Below are 18,004 nucleotides of genomic sequence, written 5' to 3' on the forward strand. Positions count from 1 at the left end.
TGTTTCCGGCAGTATATACCCTGCTTCTTTTTTTTGCTGTAATCATCCTTAACTTTGCGGATAAAAAAAGGAATTACAGCAATTTACTGGTTTTCCTGGCTATCATCAATGCCGTTATCATGGTGGTTGCCTATTTTATCAAGCATCCGCTCTTATCACTACATCAACATTAAATATGATAAACTATGAATCAGAAATTACCTAACGCCACCGGCGTTCTCGTACTGGGAATTGCATCCATCGTCACCTGCTGCTGCTACGGAATCGTGGGGCTGATTGCTGCCTGTATCGGACTGGTGCTGGCCAATAAGGATATGGCACTATACAACCAGAATCCCGGGCAGTACGACAACTACAATAACCTGAAGACAGGAAGATTGCTCTGTATCATCGGTCTTGTACTGAATATACTTTCAGTGATCTACTACATCTACATTATCTCAGCGATCGGAACCGATGCACTGATGGATCCTCAGCTGCTCCAGGAAAGATTAAGGGAACTGCAGGGACAGTAATAAAAACCTTGGTTTCACAAAAAATCCTTCTTCCACACCGGAGAAGGATTTTTTATTCCTGACGTTTTCCGGAAAAAAAATAGTAATAACGGGAATCCGAAACCGCTATCAGTTAGAAAGTTGGAAAAAAAACTCCGGAGGCAGGAAGGTTTCTTTTATCAGCAATAGGATCCAGAAAGAATGAGTGATCAAAAGAAATATTTTGTTATTCTGTTTACATCCGTCCCTTATTTCACAGCCTTAATTTTATCTTTGATTAAATAAACAGCTGAATACGATTTAATTTGTGTTTTTTAAAGTCCTGAAGGGACGGCTTTTCTACAGGATAGGATAAAATCCTATCAGATTATCATTAAATCAGCAATAAGCAGAATGCCGCAAGTTTTTTTTATCAGAAACAGGATCAGAAAGAATGAGTAATCGAACAAAATCTATTCAAATAATAAATTGAATACAATTCAGATATAGTCAGGTTCACGCTATTGATAGAGTCATTCATAATATTTGATAATCAAGCGGCTTTACAAATAGCAGGTAGTAGCATCCGGTATTCGTCTTCATGCGGTTATGGAAAAAAAACGGGCACTTTCATGAGCACAGCAAGGCTTATCATTTTTTACATTCAGCCTCAGTCGTAGAACTACTACAAAATTTCAATCTTCCCTTCAAAAGTTTTTTAAACCGGATTATGACATTTATATTTGTACAAATACATAGCTGTATTCAGTTTATAGCCATTGATTATTAATGACGATATTGAATTCAGATCATAAGCCGTTTACGATTTAATGCTTATCATTGATAAATTATAAATTTTAATTAGTAAAATACTTTATTATGTTGTCTGTTGAAAAAGAAACCTTAGGGTTATATGGGAGTGCAAAGCAGAAAATGCATATTTTAAAAATATCGGGACATGATCCGTCAGTATTCTGCAACGTCCGTACAAAATCTGAATGTACATCAATCAGGATCAGGATATGACTTGCTGTGGGAATCCGGCGATGACAGCATAGATAGAGATTCCGCCATGGAAACATGCTGGTTGCATATGCCGGAAAACAGGAAGAAGTACTGGTTTTTGCATACCGGTTTCCGTTTTATAAACAATTTTTATACATTTAACCTACCATAATCACAATATATGTCCAGTACCCATAAAAACAGTTCTGATAAATTATTCCGCCCTTCCCAGAATGCGGACGGTGTTGCGGAGCATCATCATTCGGGGATTAACCGGCTGGTAAAATTATCCGTAGTTATTGAAGGGAAAGTGATCAGCCACTACAAACATTTCAGGCTCACCCAGAGTGCGCAGAAACATCATGAATTCAGCCTGACACTCGCACATGATGCTCTTGACAGCCGCCAGAGCCATACTTTGGAGGAGGCCAACACATTCCTGGGGAAGCGCCTCACGGTCATTATTGCCTATAAAGATATTCCCAATAGCCCGGAACGTACGTTTGTGGGAATTATAACAGGCGTAGGGTTTAGTCAGGAACAGATGAGCCTGGGAAGTGTTGTGCTCTCCGGCTACAGTCCTACCATCTTACTGGATGCGGCGCCCCATATTCAGAGTTTCGGCGGCCAGCAGCCGGTAAATATGGGAATTATTGCTGAAGAGGTTATCAGGCAGGGAATTGACAGAAGCCGTTTTGATATCAGGATTGATACCAACGATTATTCGCAGATCCTCTACAGCAGCCAGTATGACGAAACCCATTATAACTACCTGGCAAGAATGGCAGAAGCCTATGGCGAACAGTTTTATTATGATGGTGAAGTCCTTCATTTCGGAAAGCTTCCTCCTCAGAACAAACCCATAAAGCTCATTTACGGCAGCAGTGCCGGCGATATAAAAGTTGAGCTGAAGGCAGTGCATATCAAGCCTCAGTATTACGGGTACAACAGCAGCAGGCACGAAAAACTGACTTCTGCTGCCACTCCGGTACAGCATGTGAGCGATCTCGCCAAAACAGCGTACCAGCATAACGATAAAATTTTCAGGACGCCTTCTCTGCGGGTAGCCCCCATCAAAGCATCCACCCATATGGATATTGAGTATTCCCAGAAGAGCACTTCCGGAAGCGAAGCGGTAAATGTTTTCAGTGTATCCGGATCCACTACCGTTCCCTTTCTGTATCCCGGCTGCATTGCGGATATCCAGATGCGTAAGCCTGATACGAATGAAACCTCATACTTTACCAAAATCATGATGATTGAAACGGAACATGAGATCGATACGCTGGGGCATTACAAAGGATCTTTCAAGGGCATCGCCTCAGACACCGGTTTTATGCCGAAGCCGGAATTTACCATTCCCAAAGCAGAACCGCAGACGGCTACGGTAATCTCCAATGTTGATCCCGAAGGACAGGGAAGGGTTACCGTGAGGTTTGACTGGCAGGCTAATGAGACCACTCATTTTATAAGGATGATGAGTCCTGATGCCGGCGGAACCGACCAGGTGACCCAGAACAGAGGTTATGTGGCCGTTCCTGAAATAGGGGACCAGGTAATGGTGAATTTTGTGCATAACCATCCCGACAGGCCTTTTGTGATGGGCGGTATGTTTCACGGAGGCACAGGCCTTGGTGGAGGCATCAACAATCACCTGAAATCCATCCAGACCCGTAGCGGAATAAAAATACTGATGAATGACGAAGAAGGAAGCGTCAACATCATTGATCCGAGCGGTAATTTCTTTTTTATGGACGGTAAAGGCAATATTTCCGTCAATGCACCCAAAAACTTTACCCTGAAAGCAGGGGAAAACATCAGCATCACAGCCGGAAAGGAGATTTCCATTGATGCCGGGGAAAGCATTACCAGCGCTGCCAACGAGAACATTATTTCTACCGCGGGAACAGATATCGTACAGACCGCTTCCGGTGATATCCGGGAATCTTCGGATACCAGAACCGAAATGGTGGAAAAAGAATTCAGGCGGCAATCTGGAACCTCCCATGAAATAGCAGGGGAAATCGCCATGTTCAGTGAAAAGGAAAATATGACGATGCAGAGTGGGAAAATTGTGGAATTCAACAGTGCCGAAAAATCAAAACTCTTTTAAGTATGGCTATACGGAAGACCGCAAAGAACATCATCATCAAAGTACATGATTCCTACCATCTCACTACAGGAAAAAAGCTGGAGAAAATGGCGCAGAAAATCAATACGGAAGCTACGAAAGGAAATCTGATACTCGCCAGCAATAAGAAAATAATGTCGCATGGAAATAAATAATTTGAGCTGAAAAATACCGCGCAAAAGCAAAGCGGGTATAGTACAGGTGACTCTGCAAAGGTATCCATACAGCAGCAAGATCAAAAATATCCGCTGCAACAGATGGTTCAGTATGTAAAACCCAAAAAATAAAGAATATGGCTAATGTTACTTTCGGAGAGTATTCGCCTCCTGAAGAAGAGGATGACGGAACGATGGAGATCAGGTTGGGATTTTTCTTTGACGGAACGTTAAATAACGAACGGAACAGCTACATCAGGAAAGAAAAAGATAAAAAGAACAGAGGGGAAAGATATGACGAAAGAGCGGTAAAAGAAGAACCTTGGGGATTTGATAAAGACAGCTACCTGAATGATTACTCCAATGTGGCCAGGATGTATCATTTTTATACATCGGCACCTTTCATTTATATTGAAGGCATCGGCACCCTGAACGGCGATACGGATTCTGTTGCCGGCTATACCATGGGCCTGGGAAGTACCGGCATCAGGGCAAAGATCAGAAAGGGCTGCGAAAAACTGAGAGAAAGGCTTACACCCGGGACCACGGTGAAAATCACCATCGATGTCTATGGATTCAGCCGTGGAGCGGCTGCAGCACGGGCATTTGTAAACGAGGTAACGAAATCTGCATATGATGCTACTTTCACAGACAGCGGCTTTACAGACCTGGACGGGTATTCTGTAAGCAAGAGAAGACTGCCGGCAAAGGGACATTTAGGATATCTCTGTGACCGTGACGGTATTACGATCGCCAATCTTAAAGTCCATTTTGTGGGTTTGTATGACACGGTTTCGTCCTACGGCGGAAATTTTGAGAATGATAACACCTCCAGAAGTGACAGGGCGGAACTTGGGTTAAGTGCCATAAGCGGGCCCAAAGTTTCCCACATCGTACAGATTGCCGCAGGACATGAGTGGCGGGAGAACTTTAACATCACCACTATTGAAAGTACCGGAAACAGAGGTCTTGAATTGTTGCTGCCGGGTGCTCATGCAGATATCGGAGGATGCTATGAAAGCGAAACTTTTAAGCAGTATCACAAAACCATCGTATCACCGGCAAGGGTAATCAATGACAGGAATGAATATAACAACCTGGCCAATCAGAAAAGGATGCCGTTCATTTCCGAAGGGTGGTACTTGGATAAGCAGATCACCATCGCGCCACATTCCAACAAATATGTGAATTATATCGGTCTGCAGGGTGAAAGATTCATAGATAAAAAATACAGCTACATACCGCTCCATTTTATGTGCGGATTATCTGATGAAAAGGGCAGTGCCTTTAATATAAATGCCGTTACGGAAAAGTTTAAAATTCCCGAAACCGCAGGAGACCGGCCGCATATTTTACATTATGTAAAATCAAAGCTGGCACAATATATTGAAACGGTAAAGAAAACAGAATTCGGTGAAAGAAGGCGTATATCGTATAAATCGTACCTTGATATTGAAAATGAAAAAAAATTAATCAACCAATATATCCACTGGTCCGCTACTGAAAAATTAGGACATGGTCCGAGAGCAGGCAGAATAAGAAAATCGGTTTATGGTTAACATCAGAAATATAACAGTTCTTTTTTTACTAAGTATTATACATCTCTATAATGCCCAGACATCCGCTATGAAAAAATACCGCTATGATGCAGGAATAGGAACTCCTGAAAATTATGATATCGATACCTACAGGCAAACGTTTTATTCTTCCGGCAATGAAATGGTTCCGATACCCGGGCTGGGGGTTACCCTGGGCGGACAGTGGGGAATGGGAAACAGTTTTGTCATACGAGATGAACTGAAAGAAGTTCCCGCCCTGTTAAAGATAGGCTACTATTCCTACATCGAAAATAAGTTTTTTGAAGGTGAATTCAGGCTGCCGGAAATGGAAATCGAAAAACTGCTTCAGGAAAAAATAAAAAATCCGGTCAGTGGACTGGAATCTCCGAAATATAATTATTTTTCCGTCGGTGTGGCGCTGAACGGTGTCATCGTTCTCTGGATCAGGGGAAATGAAAACCAGAAGGAAATACAGAAGTTCCAGGCTTTAGAAAAGAAGTATGAAAAATTCAGCGATGTGATCGATGATGAACGGAGCCAGAAAGAAATTTATGACGGCTGGTTCAAAAACTACAGCGAAGATCTCAAAAGACAGATCGCAGAAAAATCTTTGCCTTATGATAATGTGGATCTGTACCGGAAAAAATACAAGCTGAAAATCAATCCTTCCCGGAAAGTGACATGGTTGCAGATAGGTACCATCAATATGGAAAAAGAAACCCTGTATGCAGACCGCAAAGAGTATAGCGAGACCGGAATTCCGTATAATATCTGGCTGAAATGGATGGATCAGGGTAAGGAATTTGAAGCAAGAATCATCTTTTCCAAAGATGAAAAATACTACAGAACCAATTACAAGGCGGAGAACGGTCCGAAATTTCCATCTGATTTCGTAAAAGGGCAGACTTACAATACTTTTACTTCATTAGATCAGGAAATTCCCGCTGAACTGGTACTCGACATAAATCCGGACAATACAGCCATCCGGATTTTTCTGCAGCAGAAGGATAAAAAATATGTCCTGAACGATGTACTATTTAAAATTTTTAAAAAATGAAAGGCACAGTAATTCACTTTCTCATCAGATTTTTTACGGCATTGGTTCCCCTTTTCTTCCTTGCCCGTAAAAAGCTGGATACCGGCAGCGGCAATAACGGAATGGGAGTTGATCCGTCCTTACTGATCGGGTTGGTATTGCTTTCGGCCTGGGGAATCTATATGGTATATGAGACCATCCGTTTTTTATCCCATAAAAAGAAACAGCCGGCTTTGGTAAATGCAGGACTTATTATTGTGGTACTTGCCGTTTTTATTTACCTGGGAGGTTTGTAATGAAGTATGCAGAAATTCAATAAACATATTGTCGGACAGGATCAGACACTCAAAAGCATTGCTGCCCTGTATAATCTGCCGGTGGAAGAGCTGAAAAGGTTCCATAACAATCACTGCGAAGTAAGGGATATGATCCTGATCACACTGACGGATCAGAAAGAACTTTTTCTCCCTAGGACTGCCGTAGCCGATAAAAGCAGGCTGGTACCATTCGGGCATGGAAACACCCTGATGTTCCAGCCGGAAGATGTATCCTGCAGATATGGCGTTATCATCATCATAGAGAACGGAAATACCAGGAACGAGCTGAAATATGAAACCATGGTAAGATGGCTGAAATCGGAAAACCACCTTCATTATTTTGAAGTGGATAGGATCCCGAAACTATACCTGAATGAAGAAGAAGTAAATGAGATTGCCGATCTGCTGGCTTATAAAACATCGAAGGTATTGTATCCGCTTCAGGTCAGTACCGATAGAAAAGGAAAACTGCAGAGTATTGAAAACGGAACGGCCTTTAAGGAAAGGTGGCCCGGCATAAAAAAGGAAGTCTTTAAAGAGTTCGGTGGTGAGACGGTAGAGGGCTATTGCCTGAAGATGGAAGAGATCCTGCAGGAACCGGAGAAGGTAAGCCTGCTGATGAAAAACGATTATTTCCTGCGCACCCTGTTCTTTGGAATATACCAGGGATTTGGCCGGCATTATAAAACGGAAGAGATTGAAAACTTCCCGGTAGTCAATAACCCGGTTGAGGCAAATTACAGGATCGCGCTGGAAATTGATCCGGTGAAAGATGAATATGACCAAATCCAGCTGGAAGGCTACGGTACCCTGTACGATGAGAGAAGTGCTTCGGATTTTATCAGCAGGTTTCCTTTTTCTCCCGGGGCAGAGCAACAGGCAGACATGAATACGGACGGTTCTTTCCGGATGCAGTATTACCTGAACGGGCAGACCTCGTTTCCGGAATCCATGTATCTGGAATGCAGCATCAAGCTTACAGAAAGGAAAAAAGTTTCAGTGGTGATTGCAAAAATAGATGATGAATAACAGGACGGAATAAAAAAAATTATGGCAGAAAAACATATTGTAGTACAGGGCGCTCTGTGCAGGTGCCAGTTCGGGCAGCTTCCGGATGCCCTTAAAGTGCTTACGCATACAAAGGAATATGCCAACGATAAGGCTGCGGCCAAAAAGCTTATCGTTACCACCAAAGAGATCGGAGGAGCCACTTTTGAGAAGAATACCTTCGGCAACTGTACCAAAAACGGAGGCCCGCCGCCGCCGTGTAAAATCATGGTGACCGAGTGGAAAGACTTTTATGATAAAGTCCGGCTCAGCAATGGCGGGTTTATCGTCCTTGAAGAGAGCAAAGCCATCTGTGCCGTAGCCGGTATACCGTGCATTGAAATCATCGATCACGGGCAGCGGGCAGAGGCCGGCCCGCAGAATTTTAAAAATGCCGATCCGGAAGTGCAGCAGCAAATCAACCCGCTGGTGGATCCGGAAAGTATGTATCAGGAAGAGCCCTCTTTTACAGGCGGGCAGGATGCCGTAAACTAAAAGACAAAACCAATGGCAAAAGGGGTAAAGAAAATAAAAGTGACAGAAGGGATCTATTATCCGAAAATGTCTGTTCCCGGGCAGCGGGTAACTGTCCAGCCCGATCAGTGGGTCACTTTTGAAGTGGCGGAATGGCTTGCGGGCACCACCGATGAGGACAAGAAAAAACCGGTGATCTGGATGAGGCAGAGCAACGACCGTAAGGTCATCATCAATCAGCTTCCGTCATCTACCGGTTATAAGTTTAAAATAACGAAACCGTTTTGCGGAACTTACCATTATTATATTGAAGCCAGCCTTTCAGGAAAAAGGGATACGGTAAACCATACCGGCATCTATATCAGAGGCTGGTGCGAACCCCGGATCGTTGCCAGCCGCTGGACTACCCAGAGGGGAAGCCTGAACAGCATCAAGAACAATAAAAAGACCAATTATATTTCCTTCGGAAACGTAGTATACCTCAACCTGTCTACTGAGGGGCTCAACGGAAGCGCCGTTACCATAGAAGTCTGGAATCAGCAGTATGCGAGAAAAGATAAGCCCATCCATACGTATAACAATGTGCAGGTTATCGATGGGGAAGTGAACCTGAAGATAGAAAACACCTATGCCTGGATGGCGTATGTAAGCAATATCCAGAATGTTGAGGAATTTTACATCAAAGTAAAAGACGCCTCCGGGAAATACATCAAAGACCGGTTGGGCGATGATCTCCATGCCGTCTATCTGAATATTAAAAATAAAGTGGCGACCACCCACTCCGCTGTAAGCCAGAACCAGACTCCGACCAAAGTATATAAGCCTGATGTAAACGCTGTCCGTTATGAACCCTGTAAATTTGAAGTGATTAAATTTACCGAAACCGAAATAAAGGACGGAACGCCCAACAATACCACCATTACGGTCTTCGATAACGGGAAAGGATTGAAGAAGCTGAACGGGATACCGCTCCAGGAGAAAATCGTAAGAACGATATTCTATAAATTTGATTCTACTGTTATCGATAAGGACGGGGAGGCCATCCTCAACAACGTATTGAAATTCCTGCTCGAGCATAAAGATTCTACCATGAACCTGAGCGGGTATGCCTGCGTCATCGGAAAGGAGAATTATAACAGGGGGTTGTCCCAGAAAAGAGCGGATATCGTGAAGAAATTCTTTGCCGACGGCGGGTTGGATCCCGGAAGGATCATCTCCACAGGAAAGGGCGAAATAGACCCTACCGATGATAAAATGGGCCGTGACAATGCCAGGTTCAGGGATGAAAAGGACTATGAAAACAACAGGAGGGTAGATATTTCCTTTGTCTTCAATGCACATGATGCCCATACCATCAACTATGAAGTGGTGGCACCCGGTGTCACCATGAAAAAAAGCCTCACGATAGATATCGAAGGTTTCGATACGAAAGCCTGCTTCAAAGGCAGAGAAAAACACAAAAAGGAAATTACGGTTATCGATGTAGGCCAGGCAGTAGACAAAGGCGATACGAAACAGTCGTTTGCTGCACCTTCATTTAATTACAAGGTATATTCGGATCTGTCGCATTTCAATGCATTGCCCATTCAGTATATCTGGCCAATGTCCACAAACCCGAACCAGTTTCATTTCCATATGCATACCTGCCGGTATTTCAGCAATGATAAACGCACAACCGTACTGTTGAAAGCCTTTCCTGACATCAAATGGACACTGACATTTTTTATCAATCTCACCAATGATCTTGGAGTCAGCTGGCAGAACCAGCATGCAGGCAAACATAAGGAACTGCAGAAAAAAGCCGGTAAGGCAGGTGCCGAAGCGAGATGGAAACAGAAAGATGCCTCTTTCGGCTTCAGCCTGAAGAGCGAGTGGGACAGAAATGCCAACGGTAACTATCAGCGGAGCAAGGAACTAAAAGCAGAATATGAAACCAAATTCAAAAAATTATACGATCTCTTTGCCTCTGTAGGCGCCATGTCGCAGGGTATCACCAACAAGACCAAAGGGCAGGTACGGAATATGGGATTCAAAGGGATCCCGATGACATTTGCTGTAAAGCCTCCTAATCTTAATCTCAAAGCAGAATGGAATCTGGAAAGAGCAAAGAAAAAAGGTACAGAAATTGAAAGATTAGGCACAAAAATCGATATCTCCTTTAATGCAGATCCGCTGATAGGGCTTGAAATGACCATAGACCTGTTGTGTACTGCCGTAGGACTGGTGGCCGGAGCCGTAAGTGGCGGAACAGCCGCTCCCGGAGCCGTAAGGCTGTATGGAATCATCAAGGACAAAATGAACACGGGTGCCGAATTCGGGAATGACGATTTCGGAGCGAAAGCGAGTTCCGATGTCTTTATTGATCTGGTGGTCAGTAGTGTGATCAAGACGGCGATCGGTTTTTCCTTTAATACCGTAAGCGATGCAGGGGATAACCAGATGAAACTGGAAGTCAACAATACCCTGAAACTGGAGCTGAAAGCAGGCGTATGGATTAAGGCGGAAGCTACGCTGATTGTGGTGAAAGTGGAAGGCTATTTTGAGATGAGCGGGAAAGGATATGCCTCAGTAACATTCGGTCATGGCGTGAAATATGATGATAAAGGACTGAACTACAGGCCTGCATTAGGCTTTGACGGGCTCAATGCCGAATATGTGATCAAAGGAAAAGTAGGAATGTCCATGACAAAGAAAGTTCCGCGGGGAGGCAGTAAAAAACCGGGGGAACTGAAAGGAGGAAGTGAAGAAGAAGGGATTATTTCCGAAGGGAAATACAATGAGGTGGTTCCAAAATTCGATGTGATCAAAAGCCTGGAAGAACTTTTCGGCATCAGCGCTGACATTCCATTAATAAGAAATTAATAAATATGAAAAAAATACTCGCCGTCATTTTGTGCTGCATCGCCTGTTTATCCTGTCAGTCTCAGGGAAAAACCGATCTTGAAAAAACCGATTTTTCAAAAAATTATAAAGAAATCTTAAAAGGGGCAAGGGTGAAAACCGAGGCCCGGGAGATGGTTACCACACTTCCGATAGCCCACACTCCTGACGTAAGCAACTTTATCTTCGGAAACATCGCCTTTAAAAATAGTAAGGCCAACGCCATAAAAAGCTCTTCAGTAGGCGTACTCATCAATAATACGACAGAACGGTTAACGGAAGGGATCAAAATAGAAGTGGAAGACACGGCTGCCGGCAACGAATTGCTGGCTTACCTCAAATCAAAATACAAAGCACCTAAAGTGCTCGCCGGGATTCCCGGAAAAAACAGCGAAGGGAAAGTCCTGGGAAATTCCGCCTATGCCTGGACCCTGAGAGACAAAACGCTGGTATTGGTTCAGTATTATGAATATACAGACAATAAGCCCGACATTTCCTCAGTGCTTTTTATGGTGGATAACAAAGCAACCGTTCCGGAGCTCCGGCAGAATGTTGCTTCCAGGATCATAAAAACATTCACACCATAACATTTATCAATGGATACCTATGACTTTTATGCAGAGAAAGCGGTTACCTGGCTGCCCTTGGTCATGGTTTCTGTCATTGCCGTCATCCTGATGCTGCCCAACTCACGGAAAAAGTTTCTCCGTCTCCAGGCATCATTGCCTACTTCAAAAATAAGTTCGGTAGCAATGGGGCTGGTGGAAATCCAGGGTACGCTGATGATGAAAGATGCCTTGGTTTCCCCGGTTTCAAAAGAAGAATGTATAGGATATTATTACACTATAGAAGATATTACAAAAGATAAAGACGGCTCCTATTCTTACCATACGATCCATAGGGAAACCAGATGCAACCCCTTTATCATGCAGGATGACTCGGGAACGATAGAGGTGCAGGCGGACGGCATTGAATTGATATTGTTGAAGAAAACCAATGTCCGTTCAGACAGTCAGAAAAGATATACCGAAACTTTGCTGAAAGACGGGCAGCAGAGGCTGCTGGTAGGATATGCGGATGCAGCTGACGGAATCGCTTTTATCAGGAAAGACACCGGAAGAAATATACTGGGAATTACGGGTGTTGAAGGGATCGGGGTATGGAATAAATACCAGCCTTTACTCAGATCATTCATGCTTACCTGGCTGATGATATCGGCTGTTATCATTTTAATTTTATCACAATGAACCAAACTGTATCTATTGTCATAGCCGTATTTGTAGTCATTTCCGTACTGGCTTTTTTCATTCAGCTGTACAACCGGCTGGTGATGCTGAAATTCAATGTGGAAAAAGCATATGCCAATATTGATGTAATCTTGAAGCAAAGGGCAGATGAGATCCCGGATCTCGTACAGGTGGCGAAAAAGTTTATGGATCATGAAAAAGACATCTTAAGCCGTCTTACAGAGCTGAGGACATTTTACAGCGATACGACAAACGCTGAAAGGAAAACGGAACTGGCCAATGAGACTTCAAAAGCCCTGCAGTCCTTTTTTGCCGTTTCTGAAAATTATCCGGAACTTGTTTCCAACCGCAATTTTATAGCATTGCAGAAAAGGATTTCGGGGCTGGAAGATAAAATAGCGGACCGCAGGGAATTTTTTAACGACAGTGTCAACCTTTATAATATCGGGATCCATGAGTTTCCCAATTTGATACTGGCCGGACTACTGGGATACAGGAACAGAACTCTCTTACAGGTTTCGGATCAGGAAAAACATTATGAAGGTGTACAGTTTTAATACATTGCAAGGCTACGAAGGCATAATTACCGAAAAGCCTGAAATCGTTCTCTTCGGAGCGATGCTGCTGCCATTGGCGATGGCCATTGCCATCAGCTGTATCGGCTGGGTGTTCAGGAAACTGAAGCTGAATATGTATCTTATCCAGGCATTGCTGTATACCATGCTTCTTGCTTTCTTCTTCGGGACCATTGCTGTTTTGATCCTGTATTTCATTACCGATAAAAACGGGGTAAAGCTTGCGTATTGCTGGCTGGCTATTGTTACCGGAATGTTCCTTTTCAGCCTCATTAACACATCTTCAATCAATAAAATGTTTACCGATTGGTCGCATATGATCAAAAATTAATACCTTATGACAAATCAGCCTTACCATATGATCGATTTCAGCGCTTCGGCCTGCTTATTCGAGATCAGAATAAACGATTATCCTGTCATCCACATGAATGTTGAGGGCCAGGTAGCCAGTACCGTTCCCATTAATTATGCTATCCTGAAAAGCGGTGTCCAGACGGTTTCCGTGACCATTCTTCCCAACATCGGAGATGCGGAGCTGCATCCCAAATCGGAAGTGAAATTTAATCTGAAGACTTTTGATGTCACTCATGACTTTACCCTTGAAAAGCAGTTCGGAGAATATCAGTCGGAAACGGTGGGCGAAAAAAAACTGCCTGTTATAAAACATGCCGGGACTTTTACAGCAGAGGTTCCCTACACGCTGGAAGCATGGCAGAACGGAAAGGACCTGGATCAGATAGATGACTGCCGGGAAAAACTGGATGCCGCTTATAAAAAAGTCAGCCGGATTATCCAGGAAGGCCGTTTTGATGACTATAAAAAGGAAATTGCACAAAGGGAAAAAAACATGGCGGTATCCATGTACCTGTCGGAAGCAGAGTCCGAAAGCCGGTTTTCCGGTCTGGTGGATGATTTTAAATCAGGATTTGAGATCCAGCCGGTTGCCCGGGAAGCTGTTATGCTCATTTGCGGTGGCGGTAAAGTAGCCGTTCTTAAAAAAGCAAACGGGGAACCTGCCTTATCCCTGGAAAACCGGGAAACGGAAGAAGAGCTGATGCTGGATATTTCCTTTTACATTCCGGAAGGAAAAAATGGGTTTGAAATTATTTAACATAAACATCTTCGTTCCATTACATTACAACTATGAGGAAAATAAGTCCGGTACTATTGATCTTTTTTGTATTTTTCAATATCTGTTGTCAGGATACATCTTTTGATGTTTCTGCCATAGTGGTAGGTTCTGATGAAAAGAATTACAGTCTCAGCAACAAAAAAATATTCCTGCAGGATATCTCAGAAGACAAAAAAACCGTACAGTATTATAGTGATGAAAACACAGGATTACGATATGGCAACATTCCCCTGAACCGTAAAATGGCAACCCGTATTACCGTATACAAAGGAAAGATAGGCGCTGTTGAAACCTATGCTGATGAAAAACATTCGCTGGATTTCGTCAGGAAGATCGTACAGCAGCAAGGAAAACCGGTCGCCGGTCTTACGGAAAGAGTCAGTCTGGATCGCGGGCAGGCAAAAGGCATCGTTGATCAGCTGCAGAAAGTAGATCCGGAAAAAACACGGTGGAACGGTACCGGCGGAAGATCTTTTACCTATCCATCCGCATTTTTCTGGAATGATGGCCGGAATTATTCAATCTTAAGTATTACCATTGAAAACGACGGCAGGATCAGGAATAAATACATCACCTTATCCCGGGAAGCCTATATAAACAATGCTGTTTTCGGAATGAAATATCCTGTGCCAGTACAATCTCCGTGGTATCGGTATATGAAGTAAATAACAAATAAAACCAGGGTAAAATTGAAGTATAAACAGATTAAAATGCCGGATACCGGAGATACTTCAGGTACGGAATTCTAAAAGTATTAAATTGTTGAAATCATTTTTTTAGACTAAACAAAGTTTTGTTAAACTTTCTGATCATTGCTTTTATTCAGACTTTTGAAACGAATTGTACATGATCGGATTCATGTTAAATAACCCTTCATTTTATTTTTGATTGAATAAACAGCTGGATACGGTTTAATCCATGTTGTATTAAAGTCCCGAAGGGACGGCTTTATACAGGATAGGATAAATTCCTATCCGAAACGTTATGATGAGCATTACATCAGGAGTAAGCAGGATGCCGGAAATTCCATCATCAAAACAGGTTCAGAAAGAGTAAATGATGAAACAAAATCTTTCGTCATTCCATCAAAAGTCATTTTATTTTTGATTAAATAAACAGCTGGTTACGGTTTAATCCATGTTGTATTAAAGTCCCGAAGGGACGGGTTTATACAGAATAGGATAAAATCCTGTCCGAAACGTTATGATGAGCATTATATCAGGAGAAGCAGGATGTCGGAAACTCCATCATCAAAACAGGTTCAGAGAGAATGAATGATTAAACAGATATTTGTCATTCCATTTAAGTCGTTAGTAAATAACTTTAATGTCAGATTAAGTGATACCTTGAATATGATTTGAATACAACTGGTTTACGGTACAACAGCCTGTGTCTTTTAAACAAAACAATATAAAGTAATATAAAACAAAAGGACTTCCCGGATTAGAGAAGCCCTTTTTCAGCAAGATGTTTTCAGTGCTACTTCACCATGAATTTCAGCAGGGTTCCATCCAGTTTCAGAAGGTAAACTCCCTGTTCAAGATTTTTGATGCTGATGGAATTTCTGTTGTTTCTAAACGGTTGCGCAACCGTCTGCAGCAACTTTCCCTGCATATTGTAAATTTCTGCCTTTGCAATGCCTTCCGTATTGCCTTTAATCTGAATGGCGTTTCCGGAAACCGGATTCGGCGAAACGGTAAGGGTATTTAGTGCCGGCTCTGACGGAACAGCGGCTCTGCTGCTTGCCGAATTGTTTCCATAACAGGTCCAGGTCAGGTTATCGATTGCCACCCGGTTGCCGGAAGAAGTGTTTTCAAGGCTGACCGTCACATTGCCCGGAATATTGATATTGCTGAGTGTTGTTGTGGTTGCACCGGCAGAATAAGCAAGGGTACCGACGGTTGTCCCATTGACTTTCACCTGGAAGTTTCCGTTGCTTCCCGTAAATTTCAGCTGCGTGGTTACCGTCAGTGATCCGATTCCGCTGGCTGAACTGCCGGATGTCAGGGCTCCGTTCCTGATGGTAATGGCTTTGCCGGAAATGGTCTGATCGGTTCTGGCATCAGTGGCGGTCCAGGAAAGGCCGTTATTCGTCCAGGTCCTGGTCAGGTAAGAAGCCGTATTTTCAGCCGGAATGTTTTCAAACGTTTCATTTACACAGCCGGAAGAACCGGATGGAGGCGGGGTGGTCCCTGAAGAAGTACCGGATCCCCAGATCTGGTTGGCATAATTCGGGTTATCGATAAACGGGTTCCTGTTTTTCTGATAGGTATAGGACGCATTGTTCCGGTTGATCTCCGCCTGTGACACCGGATCCTGGTTATGCCATGCCAGCAGCACATTCAGTTCCCAGGTCTGCAATCCCGGAAAAGCGGAGCTTCCCAGCATATTGCCTGAAGAAAAAGTCGAAAGCTTGCTCTGGTAGCGGGTGACAAAATAGAACACCATTCTGGCAACATCTCCTTTGAATTCATCGATCGGCTCGAAAACCGTTCCGGAATATCCTGAAGAAGCGGAGCTCCCGAGTTTTGAGCCGTTTTTGGACGTAAAGGTCGCCGTCCCTACTTTTCCGAAAGGATAATTGGACCGCATGCCGTTTACTTTTCCGTCAGTAGCCCTGATAAAATGGATATCAGAAACCATAGGCGAGGCCTCGCTGAAAAAGCTTTGCGGAATAATATGCTCCCGGTTGTAGCAGTTCCCTTCGACGGAATAGGTGCCGCACTGGTTGCTTCCCGGTGTATATTTATAAGGATCCGCACCAGACGGTTTTTCGGAATAAATATCGAGGATCGAACCGTCGTTCTCATAATTTTTATCGATGTCCGTGGTCTTGTAAGCCGTCCAGAGTCCGTTATAGCCTTTGTCCTGGTGACCATTGGTGATAATATTGCTGAGTGCCGTCTTCAGGGAAGCTCCGGAAAATCCGTTTGCAGCACTGTAATACCCTGAAGGAGCCTGAGCACCGGCCATTGCAGCAGCGAAAGTAAAGAAGAATAATGGTTTTTTCATATCAGAAATTTTAGTCCGGTAAGATTAATATAAATTTAGGAATAAAAAATTACGGAATTGTTAAATCTCGCTGCAGGGAAGAAAAGAAGATATTCTGTGAATAATAATTTGAATTCCGGTGAAAAGATACCAATACATCGTTAAAATTTGACTTTGCCAAATTCTTTGTGCCCCAGACCACAGCATGCTCCGGTATTCCTTGCGGCTTCGCGTTTTCCAACACTCCTCACAGGTCTAAAGCAAATATGCTTAACAGAAATTCCCCTCTCAAACCGGAGGGGTGGCAAAAATTCAGAGAATTTTTGACGGGGTGGTTTTCAAGAGATAAATAGCCGGCACCAGTTATATGCTCACTTTATAAGTATGGATACGAGCGTGACGCTCGCACCAGCATCAGAGACGTCAGTACTAAGTATAATGTCAATGTTGGAAAACGCAATGGCGCGAAGGGTTTTGCATACTGTATGGGATATAAGGCGCAAAGATTTTATCGAAGATAAAATTGAATACTGCTTATTGCGCTGCGCTGTGATACCGAAGCCTGTAACTATAACCTATTCAGCGGTATTAAAATTTGGCTATGCCAAATTCCTTGCGCTTTATACCACAGAATTTCCGGCATTCTTTGCAGCCTTGTGTTTTTCCAATACTCATCATAAGTCTGTTGCAAATATGCTTAACGGAAATTCCCCTCCCTTGGAGGGGTGGCAAAAATTCAGAGAATTTTTGACGGGGTGGTTTTCAAGAGATAAATAGCCGGCACCAGTTGTATGCTCACTTTATGAGTATGAATACGAGCGTGACGCTCGCACCAGCATCAGAGACGTTGGTACCAAGTATGATGTCAATGTTGGAAAGCGCAACGGCGCGAAGGGTTTTGCATACTGTATGGGATATAAGGCGCAAAGATTTTATCGAAGATAAAATTGAATACTGCTTATTGCGCTGCGCTGTGATACCG

The 18,004-nt window shown here is 43.4% G+C and carries 17 protein-coding genes; 16 read left to right on the top strand and 1 reads right to left on the bottom strand.

The genetic code is table 11. The annotated features are described in order from the left end of the window. Positions 1 to 185: 185 nt before the first annotated feature. From QZ735_RS05430 to QZ735_RS05500, 15 genes are all read left to right on the top strand, one after another. Positions 186 to 515: a CCC motif membrane protein gene (locus QZ735_RS05430; RefSeq protein WP_294245274.1), complete on the top strand. Its 330-nt coding sequence runs from the start codon at positions 186 to 188 to the stop codon at positions 513 to 515. Between the two features lie 1,144 nt (positions 516 to 1,659). Beyond that, positions 1,660 to 3,591, top strand: coding sequence for a phage baseplate assembly protein V (locus tag QZ735_RS05435; RefSeq protein ID WP_294245276.1), 1,932 nt, complete (start codon positions 1,660 to 1,662; stop codon positions 3,589 to 3,591). 2 nt (positions 3,592 to 3,593) lie between these two features. Then, positions 3,594 to 3,764, top strand: a complete 171-nt coding sequence (locus tag QZ735_RS05440) for a hypothetical protein (RefSeq protein ID WP_294245279.1) — start codon at positions 3,594 to 3,596, stop codon at positions 3,762 to 3,764. Between the two features lie 137 nt (positions 3,765 to 3,901). Further along, positions 3,902 to 5,323 carry a DUF2235 domain-containing protein gene (locus QZ735_RS05445; protein ID WP_294245282.1) on the top strand — a complete coding sequence of 474 codons (1,422 nt, stop codon included), beginning with the start codon at positions 3,902 to 3,904 and terminating at the stop codon, positions 5,321 to 5,323. 67 nt (positions 5,324 to 5,390) lie between these two features. Beyond that, positions 5,391 to 6,380 carry a DUF2931 family protein gene (locus QZ735_RS05450; RefSeq protein ID WP_294245285.1) on the top strand — a complete coding sequence of 330 codons (990 nt, stop codon included), beginning with the start codon at positions 5,391 to 5,393 and terminating at the stop codon, positions 6,378 to 6,380. Beyond that, the gene (locus QZ735_RS05455) at positions 6,377 to 6,655 is read left to right on the top strand and encodes a hypothetical protein (RefSeq protein ID WP_294245286.1); all 279 of its coding nucleotides are present in this window, start codon (positions 6,377 to 6,379) and stop codon (positions 6,653 to 6,655) included. Before QZ735_RS05450 ends, QZ735_RS05455 begins: the two co-directional genes overlap by 4 nt. Before the next feature lie 6 nt (positions 6,656 to 6,661). Then, on the top strand, positions 6,662 to 7,705 hold the full coding sequence (locus QZ735_RS05460) for a hypothetical protein (RefSeq protein WP_294245289.1): 1,044 nt from the start codon (positions 6,662 to 6,664) through the stop codon (positions 7,703 to 7,705). 21 nt (positions 7,706 to 7,726) lie between these two features. After that, entirely contained in the window at positions 7,727 to 8,218 is a 492-nt protein-coding gene (locus tag QZ735_RS05465; protein ID WP_294245292.1) for a DUF4280 domain-containing protein, read from the top strand. A 12-nt stretch (positions 8,219 to 8,230) separates the two neighbouring features. Beyond that, positions 8,231 to 11,059 (top strand): OmpA family protein, encoded by a 2,829-nt coding sequence (locus QZ735_RS05470; RefSeq protein ID WP_294245294.1) that lies wholly within the window; start codon positions 8,231 to 8,233, stop codon positions 11,057 to 11,059. Positions 11,060 to 11,064: 5 nt separating this feature from the next. Then, complete coding sequence (locus QZ735_RS05475) at positions 11,065 to 11,664, top strand: hypothetical protein (RefSeq protein ID WP_294245296.1); 600 nt, start codon at positions 11,065 to 11,067, stop codon at positions 11,662 to 11,664. Positions 11,665 to 11,673: 9 nt separating this feature from the next. Next, the gene (locus QZ735_RS05480; RefSeq protein ID WP_294245298.1) at positions 11,674 to 12,324 is read left to right on the top strand and encodes a hypothetical protein; all 651 of its coding nucleotides are present in this window, start codon (positions 11,674 to 11,676) and stop codon (positions 12,322 to 12,324) included. Next, positions 12,321 to 12,881 (top strand): LemA family protein, encoded by a 561-nt coding sequence (locus QZ735_RS05485; RefSeq protein ID WP_294245300.1) that lies wholly within the window; start codon positions 12,321 to 12,323, stop codon positions 12,879 to 12,881. The genes QZ735_RS05480 and QZ735_RS05485 overlap by 4 nt, the downstream gene beginning before the upstream one ends. Then, positions 12,862 to 13,230 carry a hypothetical protein gene (locus tag QZ735_RS05490; protein WP_294245303.1) on the top strand — a complete coding sequence of 123 codons (369 nt, stop codon included), beginning with the start codon at positions 12,862 to 12,864 and terminating at the stop codon, positions 13,228 to 13,230. Before QZ735_RS05485 ends, QZ735_RS05490 begins: the two co-directional genes overlap by 20 nt. Before the next feature lie 6 nt (positions 13,231 to 13,236). Beyond that, positions 13,237 to 14,010, top strand: coding sequence for a hypothetical protein (locus QZ735_RS05495; protein ID WP_294245305.1), 774 nt, complete (start codon positions 13,237 to 13,239; stop codon positions 14,008 to 14,010). Between the two features lie 32 nt (positions 14,011 to 14,042). Further along, positions 14,043 to 14,696 (top strand): hypothetical protein, encoded by a 654-nt coding sequence (locus QZ735_RS05500; protein ID WP_294245308.1) that lies wholly within the window; start codon positions 14,043 to 14,045, stop codon positions 14,694 to 14,696. A gap of 814 nt (positions 14,697 to 15,510) precedes the next feature. On the opposite strand, the gene QZ735_RS05505 is transcribed toward QZ735_RS05500, so the two are convergent. After that, the gene (locus QZ735_RS05505) at positions 15,511 to 17,043 is read right to left on the bottom strand and encodes an endonuclease (RefSeq protein WP_294245311.1); all 1,533 of its coding nucleotides are present in this window, start codon (positions 17,041 to 17,043) and stop codon (positions 15,511 to 15,513) included. Positions 17,044 to 17,406: 363 nt separating this feature from the next. On the opposite strand from QZ735_RS05505, the gene QZ735_RS05510 reads away from it, so the two are divergent. Next, entirely contained in the window at positions 17,407 to 17,799 is a 393-nt protein-coding gene (locus QZ735_RS05510) for a hypothetical protein (RefSeq protein WP_294245315.1), read from the top strand. The last annotated feature ends 205 nt before the right edge of the window (positions 17,800 to 18,004 follow it).

Source organism: uncultured Chryseobacterium sp. (genome assembly GCF_913776365.1).
Lineage (GTDB): Bacteria > Bacteroidota > Bacteroidia > Flavobacteriales > Weeksellaceae > Chryseobacterium.

Coding starts and splice junctions, on each gene's coding strand:
- QZ735_RS05430 (WP_294245274.1), top strand. CDS start 186: ATGAATCAGAAATTACCTAACGCCACCGGCGTTCTCGTACTGGGAATT.
- QZ735_RS05435 (WP_294245276.1), top strand. CDS start 1,660: ATGTCCAGTACCCATAAAAACAGTTCTGATAAATTATTCCGCCCTTCC.
- QZ735_RS05440 (WP_294245279.1), top strand. CDS start 3,594: ATGGCTATACGGAAGACCGCAAAGAACATCATCATCAAAGTACATGAT.
- QZ735_RS05445 (WP_294245282.1), top strand. CDS start 3,902: ATGGCTAATGTTACTTTCGGAGAGTATTCGCCTCCTGAAGAAGAGGAT.
- QZ735_RS05450 (WP_294245285.1), top strand. CDS start 5,391: ATGAAAAAATACCGCTATGATGCAGGAATAGGAACTCCTGAAAATTAT.
- QZ735_RS05455 (WP_294245286.1), top strand. CDS start 6,377: ATGAAAGGCACAGTAATTCACTTTCTCATCAGATTTTTTACGGCATTG.
- QZ735_RS05460 (WP_294245289.1), top strand. CDS start 6,662: ATGCAGAAATTCAATAAACATATTGTCGGACAGGATCAGACACTCAAA.
- QZ735_RS05465 (WP_294245292.1), top strand. CDS start 7,727: ATGGCAGAAAAACATATTGTAGTACAGGGCGCTCTGTGCAGGTGCCAG.
- QZ735_RS05470 (WP_294245294.1), top strand. CDS start 8,231: ATGGCAAAAGGGGTAAAGAAAATAAAAGTGACAGAAGGGATCTATTAT.
- QZ735_RS05475 (WP_294245296.1), top strand. CDS start 11,065: ATGAAAAAAATACTCGCCGTCATTTTGTGCTGCATCGCCTGTTTATCC.
- QZ735_RS05480 (WP_294245298.1), top strand. CDS start 11,674: ATGGATACCTATGACTTTTATGCAGAGAAAGCGGTTACCTGGCTGCCC.
- QZ735_RS05485 (WP_294245300.1), top strand. CDS start 12,321: ATGAACCAAACTGTATCTATTGTCATAGCCGTATTTGTAGTCATTTCC.
- QZ735_RS05490 (WP_294245303.1), top strand. CDS start 12,862: ATGAAGGTGTACAGTTTTAATACATTGCAAGGCTACGAAGGCATAATT.
- QZ735_RS05495 (WP_294245305.1), top strand. CDS start 13,237: ATGACAAATCAGCCTTACCATATGATCGATTTCAGCGCTTCGGCCTGC.
- QZ735_RS05500 (WP_294245308.1), top strand. CDS start 14,043: ATGAGGAAAATAAGTCCGGTACTATTGATCTTTTTTGTATTTTTCAAT.
- QZ735_RS05505 (WP_294245311.1), bottom strand. CDS start 17,043: ATGAAAAAACCATTATTCTTCTTTACTTTCGCTGCTGCAATGGCCGGT.
- QZ735_RS05510 (WP_294245315.1), top strand. CDS start 17,407: ATGGATACGAGCGTGACGCTCGCACCAGCATCAGAGACGTCAGTACTA.